This is a genomic window from Dyella sp. ASV21 (genome assembly GCF_016428975.1).
Classification (GTDB): domain Bacteria; phylum Pseudomonadota; class Gammaproteobacteria; order Xanthomonadales; family Rhodanobacteraceae; genus Dyella.
This window is the reverse complement of sequence record NZ_JAELTT010000017.1, coordinates 23,386-38,705: the sequence shown is the minus strand read 5'-3', so window position 1 is coordinate 38,705 and position 15,320 is coordinate 23,386. Positions and strand designations below refer to the sequence as shown.

At 63.7% G+C, this 15,320-nt stretch carries 12 protein-coding genes; 2 read left to right on the top strand and 10 right to left on the bottom strand.

The window, feature by feature from the left end; genetic code table 11:
* Positions 1-6 precede the first annotated feature (6 nt).
* The 10 genes from JHD67_RS08095 to JHD67_RS08050 form a co-directional block, all read right to left on the bottom strand.
* Positions 7-2,274 carry a thiamine pyrophosphate-dependent enzyme gene (locus JHD67_RS08095; protein WP_199098666.1) on the bottom strand — a complete coding sequence of 756 codons (2,268 nt, stop codon included), beginning with the start codon at positions 2,272-2,274 and terminating at the stop codon, positions 7-9.
* A gap of 37 nt (positions 2,275-2,311) precedes the next feature.
* The gene (locus tag JHD67_RS08090; protein ID WP_199098665.1) at positions 2,312-2,821 is read right to left on the bottom strand and encodes a hypothetical protein; all 510 of its coding nucleotides are present in this window, start codon (positions 2,819-2,821) and stop codon (positions 2,312-2,314) included.
* Positions 2,818-3,360: a GNAT family N-acetyltransferase gene (locus JHD67_RS08085; protein ID WP_199098664.1), complete on the bottom strand. Its 543-nt coding sequence runs from the start codon at positions 3,358-3,360 to the stop codon at positions 2,818-2,820. The genes JHD67_RS08090 and JHD67_RS08085 overlap by 4 nt, the downstream gene beginning before the upstream one ends.
* 143 nt (positions 3,361-3,503) lie before the next feature.
* Complete coding sequence (locus tag JHD67_RS08080) at positions 3,504-4,673, bottom strand: acyl-CoA dehydrogenase family protein (protein ID WP_199098663.1); 1,170 nt, start codon at positions 4,671-4,673, stop codon at positions 3,504-3,506.
* A gap of 107 nt (positions 4,674-4,780) precedes the next feature.
* Positions 4,781-6,403 carry a GMC family oxidoreductase N-terminal domain-containing protein gene (locus JHD67_RS08075; RefSeq protein ID WP_199098662.1) on the bottom strand — a complete coding sequence of 541 codons (1,623 nt, stop codon included), beginning with the start codon at positions 6,401-6,403 and terminating at the stop codon, positions 4,781-4,783.
* Between the two features lie 4 nt (positions 6,404-6,407).
* Entirely contained in the window at positions 6,408-7,625 is a 1,218-nt protein-coding gene (locus tag JHD67_RS08070; RefSeq protein WP_199098661.1) for a mandelate racemase/muconate lactonizing enzyme family protein, read from the bottom strand.
* Positions 7,622-8,920, bottom strand: a complete 1,299-nt coding sequence (locus JHD67_RS08065) for an MFS transporter (RefSeq protein WP_199098660.1) — start codon at positions 8,918-8,920, stop codon at positions 7,622-7,624. Before JHD67_RS08065 ends, JHD67_RS08070 begins: the two co-directional genes overlap by 4 nt.
* A 3-nt stretch (positions 8,921-8,923) precedes the next feature.
* On the bottom strand, positions 8,924-10,351 hold the full coding sequence (gene aldA, locus JHD67_RS08060; RefSeq protein ID WP_199098659.1) for an aldehyde dehydrogenase: 1,428 nt from the start codon (positions 10,349-10,351) through the stop codon (positions 8,924-8,926).
* 215 nt (positions 10,352-10,566) lie between these two features.
* On the bottom strand, positions 10,567-11,463 hold the full coding sequence (locus JHD67_RS08055) for a LysR substrate-binding domain-containing protein (RefSeq protein ID WP_199098658.1): 897 nt from the start codon (positions 11,461-11,463) through the stop codon (positions 10,567-10,569).
* Positions 11,464-11,531: 68 nt separating this feature from the next.
* Positions 11,532-12,638: a hypothetical protein gene (locus JHD67_RS08050; protein ID WP_199098657.1), complete on the bottom strand. Its 1,107-nt coding sequence runs from the start codon at positions 12,636-12,638 to the stop codon at positions 11,532-11,534.
* Between the two features lie 360 nt (positions 12,639-12,998).
* Between JHD67_RS08050 and JHD67_RS08045 the strand changes: the two genes are divergently transcribed.
* Both JHD67_RS08045 and JHD67_RS08040 read left to right on the top strand, forming a co-directional pair.
* A complete protein-coding gene (locus tag JHD67_RS08045; protein ID WP_199098656.1) occupies positions 12,999-13,874 on the top strand; it encodes a DMT family transporter in 876 nt (291 codons plus the stop codon).
* Positions 13,875-14,073: 199 nt separating this feature from the next.
* Positions 14,074-15,306 (top strand): efflux RND transporter periplasmic adaptor subunit, encoded by a 1,233-nt coding sequence (locus JHD67_RS08040; protein WP_199098655.1) that lies wholly within the window; start codon positions 14,074-14,076, stop codon positions 15,304-15,306.
* Positions 15,307-15,320 lie beyond the last annotated feature (14 nt).

Here is a 15,320-nt window from a genome sequence, read left to right as displayed (position 1 = left end):
ACGGCATCAAGCCAGCATGTGTGCCGCCGCCACCACCTCCGCCTCGCCCGGCAACACCAGCAGGGCCGCACCGGCCAGCGGGGTGTACGTATCGGCGCCCACCACGCGTTGCAACGGCGTGGCGCCGCTGCCGCCCTCCACGATGGCGGTGATGATGCCCTCGCCCACGCCGGCGCTGCGGCGGCCTTCGTCCAGCACCAGGATGCGCTTGGCGGTCTTGGCCTGCGCGGCGATGAACGCATCGTTGAGCGGTGCCAGCCAGCGCAGATCCACCACGCGCACCTTCCAGCCAAGCTCCGCCTCGATGGTGCGAGCGGCGCGCAACGCCATCGGCACACCATTGCCGAAGGTGAACACCACCAGGTCGCTGGCCTCTTCGTGGTAGACGCGGCCCTCGCCCAGCACCATGGCTTCGCCCGGTGCGGGGTAGTTGAACTGCCACTGGCCGTCGCCCGCGTCGTACAGGTCCTTGGTCATGTACAGGGCAATCGGTTCGAGGAAGGCGCATACGCGGCCGTCCACCTTGGCCAGCGCGGTGAGCGTGCGCAGCATGGTGGCGGCGTCATCGCCACGACTGGGGCAGCCCACCACCAGCCCGGGGATATCGCGCAGCGCCGCAATGGAGTTGTCGTTGTGGAAGTGGCCGCCAAAGCCTTTCTGATAGCCCAGGCTCGCCACGCGCATCACCATGGGGTTGCGGTATTGGTCGTTGGAGAAGAACTGCAGCGACGCCGCTTCGCCACGAATCTGGTCGCAGGCGTTGTGGAAGTACGCCAGGTACTGGATTTCCGGCATGGGCAGCATGCCCATGTTGGCGTACCCCTGGGCCAGGCCCAGGATGACGGTTTCATCCAGCAACGTGTTGAACACGCGGCTGCCCTTGAAGGTCTTGAACAAACCCTTGGTGACGGTGTACACGCCGCCTTTCTGCGCCACGTCCTCGCCGAACAGCAGCGACTCGGGGTACTTGGCCATGATGTCGTGCAAGGCCTGGCCGATCTGGATGGCCAAATGGCGCGGCGGCTGGTTCTCCGGCAGCTTGTCTTCGCTACCGAAGGCCGCCAGGCGACGCTGCGCGTAATCGGTGCGTTCGGCTTCAGCTTTCACCGCCGCCGGGGTGTATGGCGCCAACGGCCTCATGACCTCTTGCAGCGTGGTCAGGCGCGGACGGCGATCGGCATCCTCGGCGGCTTCGAAACAACGCTTGCGCGTGGCTTCGTACAAGGCCAGCAACGATTCCTTGGTGTAGAGGCCCGAGGACAGTGCGATCTCGGCCGAACGCAGCAGCGGATCGCTGGCTTCTACCTGGAACAACTCCTCGACGCTGCGCCACTCGATTTCGAAATCGGTGCCGGCGTGGCCCATCACGCGCGTGGTGCGCAGATGCAGGAAGGTTGGACGGCGCGTGTGGCGGCAATGCTCCACCGCCTCCTGCACCTGGGCGTAGCCGTTGGCCAGGTCCAGGCCATCGGCGTAGTAGTAATCCAGATCCGCGCGGTGACGGAAATTGTTGGCGACCCAACCGTTGGGGGTCTTCACCGAGATGCCGATGCCGTTGTCTTCGCAGACGAACAGCACGGGAGCCGGCAGCTTCTGGTACGCCGTCCAGGCCGCCGCGTTGAACGCGGTCTGCGCCGTAGCGTGATTGGACGACGCATCGCCAAACGAACAGACGCTGATGCTGTCATCCGGAATCGGCAACTTGTGGCCGATACGACGCGCCTGCTCGATGGCAATGGCGGTACCCAGCGCCTTGGGCAAATGCGAGGCAATGGTGGACGTCTGCGGCAAGACCCAGAGCGGCTTGCTGCCCCACACCTTGTGGCGACCACCGGAGGCGGGGTCTTCCATGCTGGCGGCAAAGGACAGCGCCGAATCCATCACCGGGTCCATGCCCGACAGCTTGCGGAAGCGCTCAGCCATGAAGCCGCCGGAGCGGTAATGCAGGAAGGCCGGATCGGTATGACGCGTGAGCCGCGCCACCATCGCATTACCTTCGTGGCCGCTGGAGCCGATGGTGTAGAACACCTTGTTCTGCACGCGCAGCACGCGCGCCATCAGGTCCAGGTGACGGCTGATGAGTTGCGATTGAAGCAACTCGCGAAAGCCGCGCGCATCGAGCTTGCTGCCCGGCAGCACTGGCGAGTGATCGCCGTGCGGGCTATGCACATCGCCCTGCCACAGTTGCACGAACTCGATGAAGTTCTGATCGACGATCTCGGCACGATTGAAACCCTTGTGGCGTGCCGTGAGGGAATACGGGATGGCAGTCATGGTGTCTCGTCAACGAACGGCCGCGGCAGCGGCGAGCTCAGGGAAAGGGAGAAAATGGTTTGGCTTGCGTCGCGGGCGTGACTAGCAAGCGAAGTGCGTAAGCGCGGGCGTGGTCCTTCTCGCGGCCAAAGCTGTCGAGGATGCGAATCTGGTCTTGCAGCGACGGCACGGGCACGGCCAGGCCATTCAGGCCCATCAAGGTGAGCCGGCCCGCGGAAACCGGCGTCCAGCCATTGCCCTGGTTGAGTTCCAGCCCGCCCATCACTTCCACCGGCAAGCCAGGGAAACGGAAGCGCGCGAAATGCGAGCGGAAACGGTCCGCGCCCACGGGCTCATGGGTGGCTTCGCGTCGGTCCGCCCACAGCACGCGCAATCGCTCGGCATCGTCACGCGAGGTGAGCACGTCCACATCCGCCACGCTCACATCAGCGCCCATCAGCAGCGCGGCGGCGCTGCCGATGACGCACCAGGGGTCCAGGCAATGCACGTGCAGCTCCGGCACGATCTCCGCCAGCGTGGCGTACAAGGCAGGCGTGACGTGGCTCATGGGCGACGCCTCCGCCATTGCTCGCGGGTCTGTCCCCACAGTTCGACGGCTACGTTTTCGAACGGCTCGGGCAGCCGCCCCATGCCGCGCAGGTCCGAGCCGAGCCTGCGCGCCAGCGCTTGCGAGGGCGCGTTGGCCGGGTCGATGTTATGGATCACATCGTCCCAACCCAGGCGATCGAAGGCGAAATCCATGCAGGCAGTGGCGCCTTCCAGCGCATAGCCTTTGCCCCAGGCCGCGCGCGCCAAGCCCCAGCCGACTTCGCGACCGGGCCAGCCTTCGGGAAACCACGGGCCCATGCGGCCGATCCACTGCCCGCTCTGCTTCTCGATCACCGAGAACATGCCAAAGCCCTGCACCGCCCACGCACCGGCCATGGTGAGAAAGCCCCGCCAGGCCACCGCGCGCGGCTGCATTCCGCCAATAAAGCGGGCCGATTCGGCATCGGCCATGTTCGCTGCCCAGGGGTCGAAGTCCTCCGCCTGCGGCGGGCGCAGCAGAAGACGTTCGGTTTCGATGCGGATGTCTTGCCCGTTCATCTCGTCGCTTGCCCTTGCGTTACGGCCGGCTCAACGCAACGTTGCTCCGATTCGGAAGCCACGTTTCCAGCGAAAGAAACGTCACTGGATCCCGGCTTTCGCCGGGATGACGCTCACTGGGTACGGAGAGCATCAAGCGCCCTTCAGAACGCGTTGATGCCCGTCAACTCACGACCGACCACCAACTGGTGCACCGTCTCGGTGCCTTCGTAGGTAATGACCGATTCCAGGTTGAGCGCGTGACGAATGGCCACATGCTCGGTGGTGATGCCGGCCCCGCCGAGGATATCGCGGCACTCGCGCGCAATGTCGATCGCCATGCGGCAGTTGTTCCACTTGGCCAGCGACACCTGCGTGGGCTGCATGTTGCCGGCATCCTTGAGACGGCCAAGCTGCAGCGACAGCAGCTGCGCCATGGTGATGCGACGGGCCATTTCGGCCAGCTTGATCTGGATGGCCTGGTTGGACGCCAGCGGGCGGCCGAACAGCACGCGATCATGGGTGTAGTCGAGCACTTCCTTAAGGCACGCCTGCGCGGCACCGATCGGGCCCCAGGTGATGCCGTAACGGGCCTGCGTGAGGCAGCCCAACGGGCCCTTCAGGCCTTTGACGTTGGGCAGGCGGTTGGCTTCGGGCACGCGCACGTTGTCGAAGAACAACGCGCTGGTCACCGAGGCGCGCAGGCTCATCTTCTTGTGCACTTCCTGGGCGGTGAAGCCGGGCGTGCTGGTCGGCACGATGAAACCCTGGATGCCGTCCTCGGTCTGCGCCCATACGATGGCGATGTGCGCGAGATTGCCATTGGTGATCCACATCTTGGCGCCGTTGATCACCCAGTCGCCGCCATCCTTCTTGGCATGCGTCTTCATGTTGGCCGGGTCGGAGCCGCCATGCGGCTCGGTAAGGCCGAAGCAACCGATCACCTCGCCTGCCGCCATCTTGGGCAGGTAGTGCATCTTCTGCTCTTCCGTGCCGTAAGCGTAGATGGGATACATGCACAGCGAGCTTTGCACCGAAGCGAAGCTGCGCAGGCCCGAATCGCCGCGCTCCAGCTCCTGGCAGATCAGGCCGTAGCTCACGCCGTTCATCCCGGCGCAGCCGTACTTCTCGGGAATGGTGGCGCCGAGCAGGCCAAGGTTGGCGATCTCGGAAACCAGCTCCTTGGGAAAGCGCCCCTGATCGAACGCGTCGCCGATGATGGGCAACACTTTCTCGTCGACAAAACGGCCGACGGAGTCTTGCACCATGCGCTCTTCGTCGGAAAGCAGCGAACGGACGTCGTACAGATCGAGGGGATTCAGGCGAGCGGACATGCGTGAGTTCCGTGACGGGGCAAAACGCCATTCTAACGCGCCCGTCACGGTTGGTCACACTGCACCGCAACCGCGAAAATCCTGCAAATTCAATGGAAAAGCCCCGGCTACGATGCCAGGATCAACTCTGCGGCCTTTTCCGCCACCATCATCGTCGCTGCGTTGATGTTGCCCGATGTCACATTGGGGAAAACCGAGGCGTCAACTACGCGCAAGCCACGCAGGCCATGAACCCGCAACTGGGCGTCGACCACGGAGGTGACCGGGTCGACGCCCATGGCGCACGAACCACACAGGTGGTAGATCGAGCCGCAGTTTTCGCGGAAATACCGCACCATGTCCTCGTCACTGTGCACCTGCGGACCCGGTATCGTTTCCTCGACGGTAACCCCGCGCAGTGCGGCCGTGCCCATGATGCGACGCACAAGACGACTCCCCTGCACCACGTCGTCGATGTCGTGCGCCGTGGCCAGGTAATTGGGATCGATCAGCGGCGCCTCCTCCACCCGGGCAGAGGCGATGCGCACCGAACCCCGACTGCTTGGGCGGCAAGGACTGAAGCAAAGCAGGAAGCCCGAATACGGCTCGGGCTGGATGCTCGCCTTGCTGCTCTTGGGTATCTGGTAAGACAGCGGATTGAAATAGAGCTGCAGATTGGGTTGCTCTTGCGTCGCGTCGCCGCGGAAAAAGCCCCCGGACTGGTTGACGCTCATCGCCAACGGGCCGCTGCGGCGCAAGAAATACTGCAAGCCCACCTTCCACTGCCCCATGCGCGAACGCAGCACATCGTTGAGCGTGGGTATCCTGGACTTGTAGTAATAGCTGACGCACAGGTGATCCTGCATGTTCGAGCCAACCGCGGGAAGGTGGTGCAGGGTCTCGATGCCGCACTCACTCAGCAACGCGTGATCGCCCACGCCGGACCGTTGCAGCAGCGTGGGTGAGCCGACCGCCCCGGCACTGAGAATGACCTCTCGGCCCGCCATGAAAGTTTCCACGCGGTCGCCTCGACGCACGCGCACACCCACCGCGCGGCGTTCGGCATCGAACACTACGCGCTCCACCTGCGCCTGCGTTTCCACACGCACGTTCGGCCGCTTCATGGCAGGGTGCAGGTACGCGAAACTGCTGGAGCTGCGCACGCCATGACGTGCGTTGAGGTCGTAGATGCCGGCTCCTTCGAACTGCGCACCGTTGAAATCGGACGTCAGCGGAAGCCCCAGCTCATCACAACCAGCCAGGAACGCATCGCAAATCGGATGCGTCTTGCCGCGCATGGAGCTGATGTGGATGGGGCCGCTCCCGCCATGGTGCGCGCTCTCGCCATCCGCGTGCGTCTCCAGCTTTCGGAAGTACGGCAGCACATCGCGCCAACCCCAGCCGGTATTGCCGGCGGCAGCCCAGTCGTCGAAATCCTTGGGCTGACCACGCACGTAGATCATCGCGTTGATCGACCCCGAACCACCCAGGCCCTTGCCGCGCGGCGCGTACAAGGTGCGCCCGCCCAATTGGGCTTGTGGCTGGCTGTAGTACATGTAGTTGTACTGGGGGTTGTAGTAGAGCTTCACGAAGCCGCCGGGCATCTTGATCCACGGCGAGTCATCGCGCCCGCCCGCCTCCAGCACCAGTACCGAGTATCGCCCCGAGGCGCTCAACCGCTCCGCCAGAATGCAGCCGGCCGAGCCCGCCCCCACAATGATGTAGTCGTAAGTCACTGGATTACCCTGCATTCGCTCAACCCTTGGCGGGCGAGCTGTCCTTCACGTCATAGGGCGAAGTCGCCATTTGGAGATGCAAGCGCTCTCCTTCGTACGAGGAGTGACGGCGCACCACGTCCATATCCAGTTCCACGCCCAGCCCAGGCTCGCGAGAGGGGATGAGGTAACCGTCCTCCCACTGCAGCGGCTGCTTGAGAATCTCGGCATGGAAGCCGTCCCAGGTGCCGATGCTTTCCTGGATCAGGAAGTTGGGCGTACACGCCGCGAGCTGGAAGCTCGCCGCCGCACCGACCGGCCCGTTGTACAAATGCGGCGCAATCTGCGCGTAGTGCACTTCGGCCAGGCTCGCGATCTTCTTGGCCTCCAGCAAACCGCCACAGCGACCGACATTCATCTGGAGAATCGACGCGCCGCCGGCTTGCAACAGCTTGAAGAACTCGTACTTGGTCGTGAGCCGCTCGCCTGCGGCGATGGGAATGCTCGTTTTGCGGGCAACCTCGGCCATGGCCTCCTCCTGCCCCGGAGGCACCGGCTCCTCGAACCACAGCGGGTCGTACTTCTCCAATCGCCTGGCAAGACGAATCGCCGACGAGGGCACCATTTGCCCATGCGTGCCGAACAGCAGGTCGCAATGGCTGCCCACCGCCTCGCGAATGCGGCGACAGAACAGCTCGGAACGGTCCAGCACGTCCAGCGACACCTGATGACCGGAGTAGGCGGTATACGGACCGGCCGGGTCGAACTTCACCGCCGTGAACCCCTGCTCCTTGGCGCGCACGGCGTATTCCGCCGCGAGGTCGGGGTCGCCGTAGTCGTACTCACCCTGGGCATTGCGCGGGTAGAGATAGGTGTAGGAGCGAAGACGCTCATGCACCTTGCCGCCGAGCAATTCATACACCGGTTTTCCGGCCGCCTTGCCCACGATGTCCCAGCAGGCCATTTCCAGGCCGCTGACGATGCCCATCATGCTGAGGTCCGGACGTTGGGTGAACCCGCTGGAATAGGCCTGCCGGAAGAAGCGCTCGACGTGGTGCGGATCATGGTCGAGCAGATATCGCGTAAAGACATCCTCGATCATGGGCACCATGGCCTTGGGGTGGAAGGTCGCCGAATAGATCTCGCCGACACCTTCGATGCCGTTGTCCGTGCGCAGCCGCACGAACAACCAGTACATGCCACCGATATGCGGCGGCGGAACCGCCACCACATGGGTTTCCAGTTCAACCACTTTCATGAAGCCTTCCTTCTGGCCACGCGGCGCTGCAAAGCCACGGCCGCCAGCGCGCCCAGCGAGCCCATCACCGCGATATAGACAAAGTACAGTTGGTAGCCGAGCGGGCCGGGAAACGCTTGCGTCACCTTGCCGTTGATCAAGGGAAGCAACACGTCCGGCGAATATCCGACCACGGAAATGACGCCGATCGCCAAACCGGTCATGCGCTCGGGTATCCGGCATTGGTCGAGCACCGCCCAATACAGTCCGCGAATGCTATAGGTAAGCAAGCCAATGGCGATCACCAGCACCACCACCAGGGCTACGCTATGGGCGAGCGGCGCCACCAGCAGCCCCAGCATGCCAAGGCCCGTCAGGGACAAAGCCCAGATCAGCACCCCCACATTGGTGAAGCGATCGCCCAACCAGCCACCGCCAGCGCCACCCAGGGGCCGCATCCACAACTTGATGGTGGTGATGACCCCGGCAGCCGTGGCGCTCAGCCCAAGCCCGCTTTCCTCCAGATAGGCCGAGAAGCTGTAAGTGGCCCAGAAGAAGTGATAGCCACAGAACACGATGGCGGTGACCAGCCACAGCTCGGGCAGCGTGGCGAGATACGAGAGGTCTGCCAGCGTGCTGCGTGGCGCAGCCACACTGAGCTCGGCCGGCTGCGCGGGCGACGGCGGGTCACGCAAGAGCGCGAGAAGCACGCCCAAGACCAGGCAGCACGCGGCATAGAGCTTGATGACATAACCAAGGCCTATCGCCGCACCCGTGTCCCGTGAACCGCTGAAGTAAGCGAACATGGCAATGGCGGCCGTGGCCAGCAGGGCCTCCACTAAGCCACGACCACCATCCAGTACGCCAAAGAAACGCCCTTGCTCGCCCGCACCCGCCAGCACCTTCACACGCTTGAGCAAGGCTGCCCAGAACGTCAGACCCGTGGTTACGCCGAAGCCGCAGAAGATGACCAGCAGCGACGTATAAGCCGGCAGCGTGGCGTACCACCAAGCCAGTGCGCTGGTGCCGAGCAACGACACACTGATAAGGATGCGTGGTGCGATCCGGTCGGCCAGCCAGCCGCTTGGGAGATAGCTGAGCATGAACGCCAGGCCCAGCATGGAGTACAGGTACCCCAACTGCTCGTTGTCGATCCCCAGCGCGACCAGCATGATGCTCTGGTACACCTGACGCAGGTAGAGCACCGGATAGATGGCGCCCGCGGCAAGCACCAGCAGAAACAACTGCCCGTAGCGATAGAACCTGCTACCCGCCGCTGAAGAGGCAGGCATCTCCATGGTTTCCTTCATCGTCATGATTCAGTACCTCATGACGACCAGGCGAGTCTGCGTGAACTCCAGCATGCCGTGCTTGCCGTCGTCGCCGCCAAGGCCCGAGCGCTTCCAGCCCGCGTGAAAGCCCTGATAGGGATCGGCGGGCGTCCTGTTGATGTACAGCTCGCCCGCCTCGATGCGGTTGGCGACCTTGAGCGCGCTGCGGTATTGCTCCGTGTACAGCACCGACGCCAGACCAAACTGGTGATCGTTGGCAAGCGCAATGGCTTCATCCAGCGTGTCATAGACCAGCACGGGAAGCACCGGACCAAAGATCTCCTCCCGAACGATCTCCATGTCTTGGCGACACCCGCTCAGCAAGGTCGCGGGATAGAAGTAGCCCGCGCCGTCCGGCAACGTACCGCCGCATTCCAGTGCCGCCCCTTCCGCCAGCGCTCGCTCGACCTTCGCATGCACGGCATCGCGTGCCTCACGGCTGATCATCGGCCCCAAAAGGCTGGCGTCCCGGGCGCGATCGCCAGAACGCACCCGAGAAAGACGATCGCGCAGCAAGGCCAGGAAGCGGTCGTGCACGCTGCGATGCACATAGACGCGCTCGATGGCGGTACAGAGCTGGCCGCAATGGGTGGTCTTGGACGCCACGATGGCCTGGGCCGCCGCCTCCAAGTCGGCATCGGGCTCGATGATGGCGGGCGTCTTGCCCCCGAGCTCCAACGAGGGCTTGGCGATATGCGCCTTGCAGTATTCCAGCACCGCCCGACCGGCACCCACACTGCCGGTCAAGGTGATCATGCCCACGCCAGGCTGCGTACACAGCACGCGGGCCTCTTCATGCGACATCACCAGAATGTTGATCAAGCCTGCCGGCAAACCCGACTGGTCGATCACCTTTGCGATCGCCAGCGCGCTCAACGGCGTGTGGTTGCTCGGGCGAACCACCACGGCATTACCCGCAATGAGCGCGGGCGCCACTTTCCGCAGCAAGGTGTAGACCGGGTAGTTGAAGGGAATAAGGCAGGCAACCACGCCGATCGGTTCGCGTTGCAACAGGATGGTTTCGTCCGCGCTATCGCTGGGAATGACCTCGCCCTCGATGCGACGTGCCCACTCCGCGTGGTAGCGCGTGATCTCCGCCGCGTAGATCACTTCATGGCGCGCGTCATCCAGGCTTTTGCCCGATTCGCGGGCCAGCACCTCACCCACCGTCGACGCTTGGGCTTGCAGCGCATCGGCAAGTCGCCGCAGGTGCGCCCCGCGCTCGGCGGAGGGAAGGCGCGCCCACGCGCGCTGGGCATGTGCAGCCGCCGCGCAGGCCTGTTCAATCTGCTCAGGCGTGGCCCCGACGATGTCCCCGACGAGCGCCCCGGAAGCGGGGTTGTCCACGGAAATCACCGGACCCGCTCCGGGTGCGACGAAGCCGCCATTCACATAATTCCATGCGCTTTTCGCCACTGTTTCTCGCTCCGGCAATGCATCGGCATGCCCTTGCGCGACAACGAACACCCCGTGCACGTCAGCGCCCCAAGAGCTCTCCGCCGCAGGATCGGCGACGCACGGCAGCGATCACAAACGATTAAATCTTTGGGCAACCATGAAAAAATGTATGGCTACGCGCGCCGTCGGTGACCTGCGAGCAGACAGCGCCGTTGGCGTCGTTCAGCGCATTGCTAGGAACGTTCGGCTTCGTTCTGCATCCATGCGCGAAAGTGATCGACGACGGGCGACGGTGGCTGCCCTGCCCGCGTCACGAGCCAATACGACTGGTGTCCCTCGATCTCGACATCGCGAAAAGGCACCAAGGTGCCATCGGCAAGTTCGGGCGACACCATGTGACGGTCCGCGATGGTGATGCCCAGCCCGTCCGCTGCGGCACGGATGGCCATATCCAGAAGATCGAACTCATAGCCCCCCTGGACTTCCACGTGCTTCAGCCCTGCCGCCTGCAGCCAGTGCTGCCAGGTCATGTACCGGCGATCCGGCGCGGCAAGCACATGGATCAACGCGTGTTCGGAAAGCTCGACCTCTTCGGGACGTCGATTGGCCAGCAAGCCTGGCGAACATACGGCCATGTGGCGCTCGTGAAAGATGAGAGAGCTTTCGAGATGATTCCACTCGCCATCGCCAAAGCGAATGGCGCAATCGAGCTGGCCCATTTCCACCAGGTTGTCCCGGGTCTGGCTGGTCAAGCTGATTTCCAGTTCGGGATGGGCTGCACGCAAGCGCCCAAGGCGCGGCAGTAGCCATCGCAGGGCAAACGTGGGAGGCGCATTGATATGCAGTCGGCTTCTATCCTGCTGCTGTTGCACCGCACGCACGGTCAGTTCGATGCCATCGAAGGCGCGACGCAGCCCGCGCAGAAGCGTGCGTCCCGCTGCGGTCAGCTCAAGCCGATGATGCCGGCGCGCCAGCAAGACCTCGCCCAGTTGGTCTTCGAGCTGGCGAACCTGCCTGCTTACCGCACCCTGCGTAACGTGGAGTACATGGGCCGCTCGCGTGAAACTGCCCTGAGCGGCGGCGACTTCAAAAACCTTCAGGGCGTTGAGCGTGGGCATTCGGCGTTTCATGGCAGTAACCTGGCGTTCGTTCGACGACAGGCCACGCGCTCAAGCCGTGTTCAGGCCAGAAGCTGGGGCTAGAAGTAATAGCCCACGTTCATGAACAACTGACCTGTCCACACGTTCCTGCCACCTGCCGCGGCGCTTTGCGCGTAGCCGCTTCCCCCAAGATAGGGGTCGTTACGTCCGGCGAGCCATTCCAAGGACAGCCACACGGGTCGCAATGTGAACGATGTTCCCAGAATCATGCGCTGAGAGTTCCTGAAATTCCTGACGGATTTTTCGTACAAGCTATAGTTGGCGTAGAAAGACACCTCTTTAAGACGATCCCCCAGGTAGCTCGTCGGCAAGGTGTAACTCACATCGCCGCTGTAGAAATTGCCGCGTGTCGCTACGTTGAATGTACCGTCGAAGCCGCCAAAGCTGACCGTGCGTCGATCGCCCGGATTCTGCGGCAATATTTGCTGACGCGTGTATTGCAGCTTGGTGCCCCAAGCCCCGTGTTTACCGGCGTAGTGCACCGCGTAGGCCATGCGCCGCCCGTCCGCGTGCGTGTCGCGATTGTGCAACGTAGAGATCAGCGCCGAGGCGCCCACTTCGCCCTCCCACGCGCCGAGCGAGGCATTGCGTACGACGCGCGCGGTGGCGAGCCCCCGTTCATCGTTGCGGCTCCCTCCCTCCAAACCCGGGTCCGCTGGTGTCACCACGATAGAGAACGTGGCGCCATGGCTGGTGCCATGCCCTGCCCATGCCCGACGCGCGTAATAACCCCATTGCAGGTTCCACTCGCCCATGGCCTGGGCGTACTTGATGCCCAACATGGATACGTCCTCCAGACCGACCACATTGCCAAGGCTCTGGAAGAACGTGCTGCTGAGATAGGGCGTCAACCCAAAGGGCAGGCGATCCAGGCCTGCGGTCACCTTGCCACCGTCACCCCAGGCATACCCCAGCCAGGCGTATTCGGCGAACTGCACGTCACCGAAGTGGCTTACATATTGGTACGGGTATTCCTTGCCGTAGTAGCGGTAACTGGCGCCCGCGCTCCAGCGCGTGTCGTCGTAGTTGGCCCGGAGAATGACCGTATCCAGGCCCACCTCATGAATGCCGCGTCGTTCATCGTTGTCGGCCCGCAGGCGAATCGCCCCGCCCACATCGAGCACATCATTGAGCTTTACCGCCATCGCGGACGGTGTTGCTGCACCCAGTACGCCAAGGACAAGGGAACAGCGAAGGACACATCGTGCAGAGGACAAAGGACATACCCGTGGATCAGCAAGCCATGCAATTCCACGAAGTCGACCGCGATCCGGCCTGACATATACGTCGTGGGGCGAAGGCCCTAGCTAGCCAGGGCACCGCTCGCCACACAAACGACAAAAACACATGCATATTCGTAGAAAAACGCATACCCTTCCGGCCACGCTCCGCGTCCTTGAATAGCCGACCACGGCAGCGGCCTCACGTCGCTTTCACCGCGCCGCCGTCTCAGCACGGGCCCACGCACGCCCGTTTCGCATGTCGACTGGAATCTGTACTCAACGATGGTCAAAGGTATCCTGCTTGGTTTCGCCTGCTACGCCGCCTATGCGATCAGCGATGCCTTCGTAAAGTCGCTGCATGGCAGCCTGCCGGCGTATGAAGCGGTGTTTTTCGGTGCGCTGCTGATGCTTAGCGCCCTGCCCTTCATCCGTAAGCCGCAAGATCGCTACCGGGATGTGTTCCACGCGCGCAAGCCACACCTGTGGTGGATTCGCGCGATTACCGGCGCCATCTGCAACATCTCGGCGGTGATCGCGTTCACCGCGCTGCCCATGGCCGAGGCGTTCGCGCTGATCTTTCTGCTGCCGATCTTCGTGACACTGCTGTCGGTGCTGTTTCTCAAGGAACACGTGGGTTGGCGGCGCTGGTCCGCGGTGATCGTGGGCTTTGTCGGGGTGCTGGTGGTGCTGCGGCCTGGCTTTCGCGTATTGGGCGCCGGTCACCTGGCCGCCATGAGCTGCGGCCTGTCTGGCGCGGTTTCGGTGGTGGCCCTGCGCATGGCCGGCCCGCACGAGAAGCGCGTCAGCTTGTATGGCGCGGGCGTGATCGGCCCGCTGGTCAGCGGAGGGCTGCTGATGCTGCCCGCTTTCGTTTGGCCCAACCTGCACCAGTGGTTGCTGCTCGCCGGCTACGGACTGCTCGCCGGGCTGGCCGGCGTGTTGCTGATGCTCGCCACCCATCACGCTCCTGCCAACCGCGTGGCGCCCACCCAGTACAGCCAGATGCTATGGGCGATCTTCTTCGGCTACTGGCTATTTGGTGACCACCTGGATTGGGCCATGCTGATCGGCATTGTGCTGATCCTTGGTTCGGGTCTGTTCACGCTGGTGCGCGAGGAAAAAGTCACCGGCTGGTGGAAGCGCGCGCGCATCGTGTAGAGCGCGATCACCACGCTATGACGGCATATGTGCCATCAGTCTGCGCCAACACGCCGCCGCCCGCGGGGTCAACCGGCGGCGCACAGGATCGTTAAAGATGTCTTGACAGCTTTCCCGCGCCGCGACGGTGGTCGCCTGCGGGAGGGCGGAAGCGTCCTTTGACCGGCCATGCGGACGGTGAAACTGCTGGAGGTGGTGCATGAGTGCCAACACCCTGAATGCGGCCGATCACCCGCACAAGCATCGCGGCGTGCTGATCGCCGCGATCATTGGCGTGGCCCTGCTCGCGCTGATCGTGATTCACCTGCTCACCGGTCAGAAGGCCAAGCCCGGCGTGCAGGCCCAGGTCGTGAGCGTTGCCAGCGCCACCCTGGGCGATATGCCGGTGCAACTGAGTGCCTTGGGCACCGTTACCCCCGTCGCCACTGTCAACGTGCTGCCGCAACTGAGCGGCTACCTCACCGCGGTTGGCTACCAGGAAGGCCAGGACGTGGTGAAGGGCCAGTTTCTGGCCCAGATTGACCCACGCCAGTACGACATCGACAAGCAGCAGGCGCAAGCACAATTGGCCAAGGACCAGGCCAGCCTGGCTCAGGCCCGCGCGGATCTGGCGCGCTACACCCAGCTTCACCAGCAGAACTCCATTGCCGAGCAGACGTTCGCCGATCAGAAGTTCACCGTGCAGCAGCAAGAAGCCGCGGTGAAGGCGGATCAAGCCGCCATTGCGCAGTACGAACTGGACCTGGCGTACTGCCACATCACCGCGCCGGTATCCGGGCGCGTGGGCCTGCGACTGGTGGACCCGGGCAACTACGTCACGCAATCCACCGCGCCAGGCATCGTCACCATCACCACCATGAAGCCCACCACGGTGCAGTTCACCGTGCCGCAGAACTCGCTGGCGCAAGTGCTGCATCAGGTCAACGGCGGCACCAAGCTGCCGGTCACCGTATTCAGCAGCGACAACAGCACGAAGCTGGCAACGGGCACGCTGTATGCGCTCAGCAACCAGATGGCGACCAGCACGGGCACGGTGACGCTGCGCGCCACCGTACCCAACGATGACGAAGCCTTGTTTCCCAATGAATTCGTCAATGTGCAGCTACTGGTGAATACCTTGCACAGCGCCGTGCTGGTGCCCACGCCCGCCGTGCAGAGTGGCGCGCCGGGGGACTATGTCTACCTGGTCAATGCCAATCACACGGTGTCCGTGCACAAGGTCACGCCCGGCCCCAGCGATGGCAAGTTCACCGTGATCACCGCCGGCCTGTCCGCAGGCCAGCAAGTGGTGACCGATGGCATGGACCGCCTCAGCGATGGTGCGAGCATCCGTGCCGCGCAGGCCACGCCGGCCGCTGCCGGCAGTTCGTCGACACCCGCGCAGCAAACGCCCCAACACGGCGGCAAGCGCGCTCCCGCCACCCACGCCTGATCGCCACGGACGCG

Coding starts and splice junctions, on each gene's coding strand:
- JHD67_RS08095 (WP_199098666.1), bottom strand. CDS start 2,274: ATGACTGCCATCCCGTATTCCCTCACGGCACGCCACAAGGGTTTCAAT.
- JHD67_RS08090 (WP_199098665.1), bottom strand. CDS start 2,821: ATGAGCCACGTCACGCCTGCCTTGTACGCCACGCTGGCGGAGATCGTG.
- JHD67_RS08085 (WP_199098664.1), bottom strand. CDS start 3,360: ATGAACGGGCAAGACATCCGCATCGAAACCGAACGTCTTCTGCTGCGC.
- JHD67_RS08080 (WP_199098663.1), bottom strand. CDS start 4,673: ATGTCCGCTCGCCTGAATCCCCTCGATCTGTACGACGTCCGTTCGCTG.
- JHD67_RS08075 (WP_199098662.1), bottom strand. CDS start 6,403: ATGCAGGGTAATCCAGTGACTTACGACTACATCATTGTGGGGGCGGGC.
- JHD67_RS08070 (WP_199098661.1), bottom strand. CDS start 7,625: ATGAAAGTGGTTGAACTGGAAACCCATGTGGTGGCGGTTCCGCCGCCG.
- JHD67_RS08065 (WP_199098660.1), bottom strand. CDS start 8,920: ATGACGATGAAGGAAACCATGGAGATGCCTGCCTCTTCAGCGGCGGGT.
- JHD67_RS08055 (WP_199098658.1), bottom strand. CDS start 11,463: ATGAAACGCCGAATGCCCACGCTCAACGCCCTGAAGGTTTTTGAAGTC.
- JHD67_RS08050 (WP_199098657.1), bottom strand. CDS start 12,638: ATGGCGGTAAAGCTCAATGATGTGCTCGATGTGGGCGGGGCGATTCGC.
- JHD67_RS08045 (WP_199098656.1), top strand. CDS start 12,999: ATGGTCAAAGGTATCCTGCTTGGTTTCGCCTGCTACGCCGCCTATGCG.
- JHD67_RS08040 (WP_199098655.1), top strand. CDS start 14,074: ATGAGTGCCAACACCCTGAATGCGGCCGATCACCCGCACAAGCATCGC.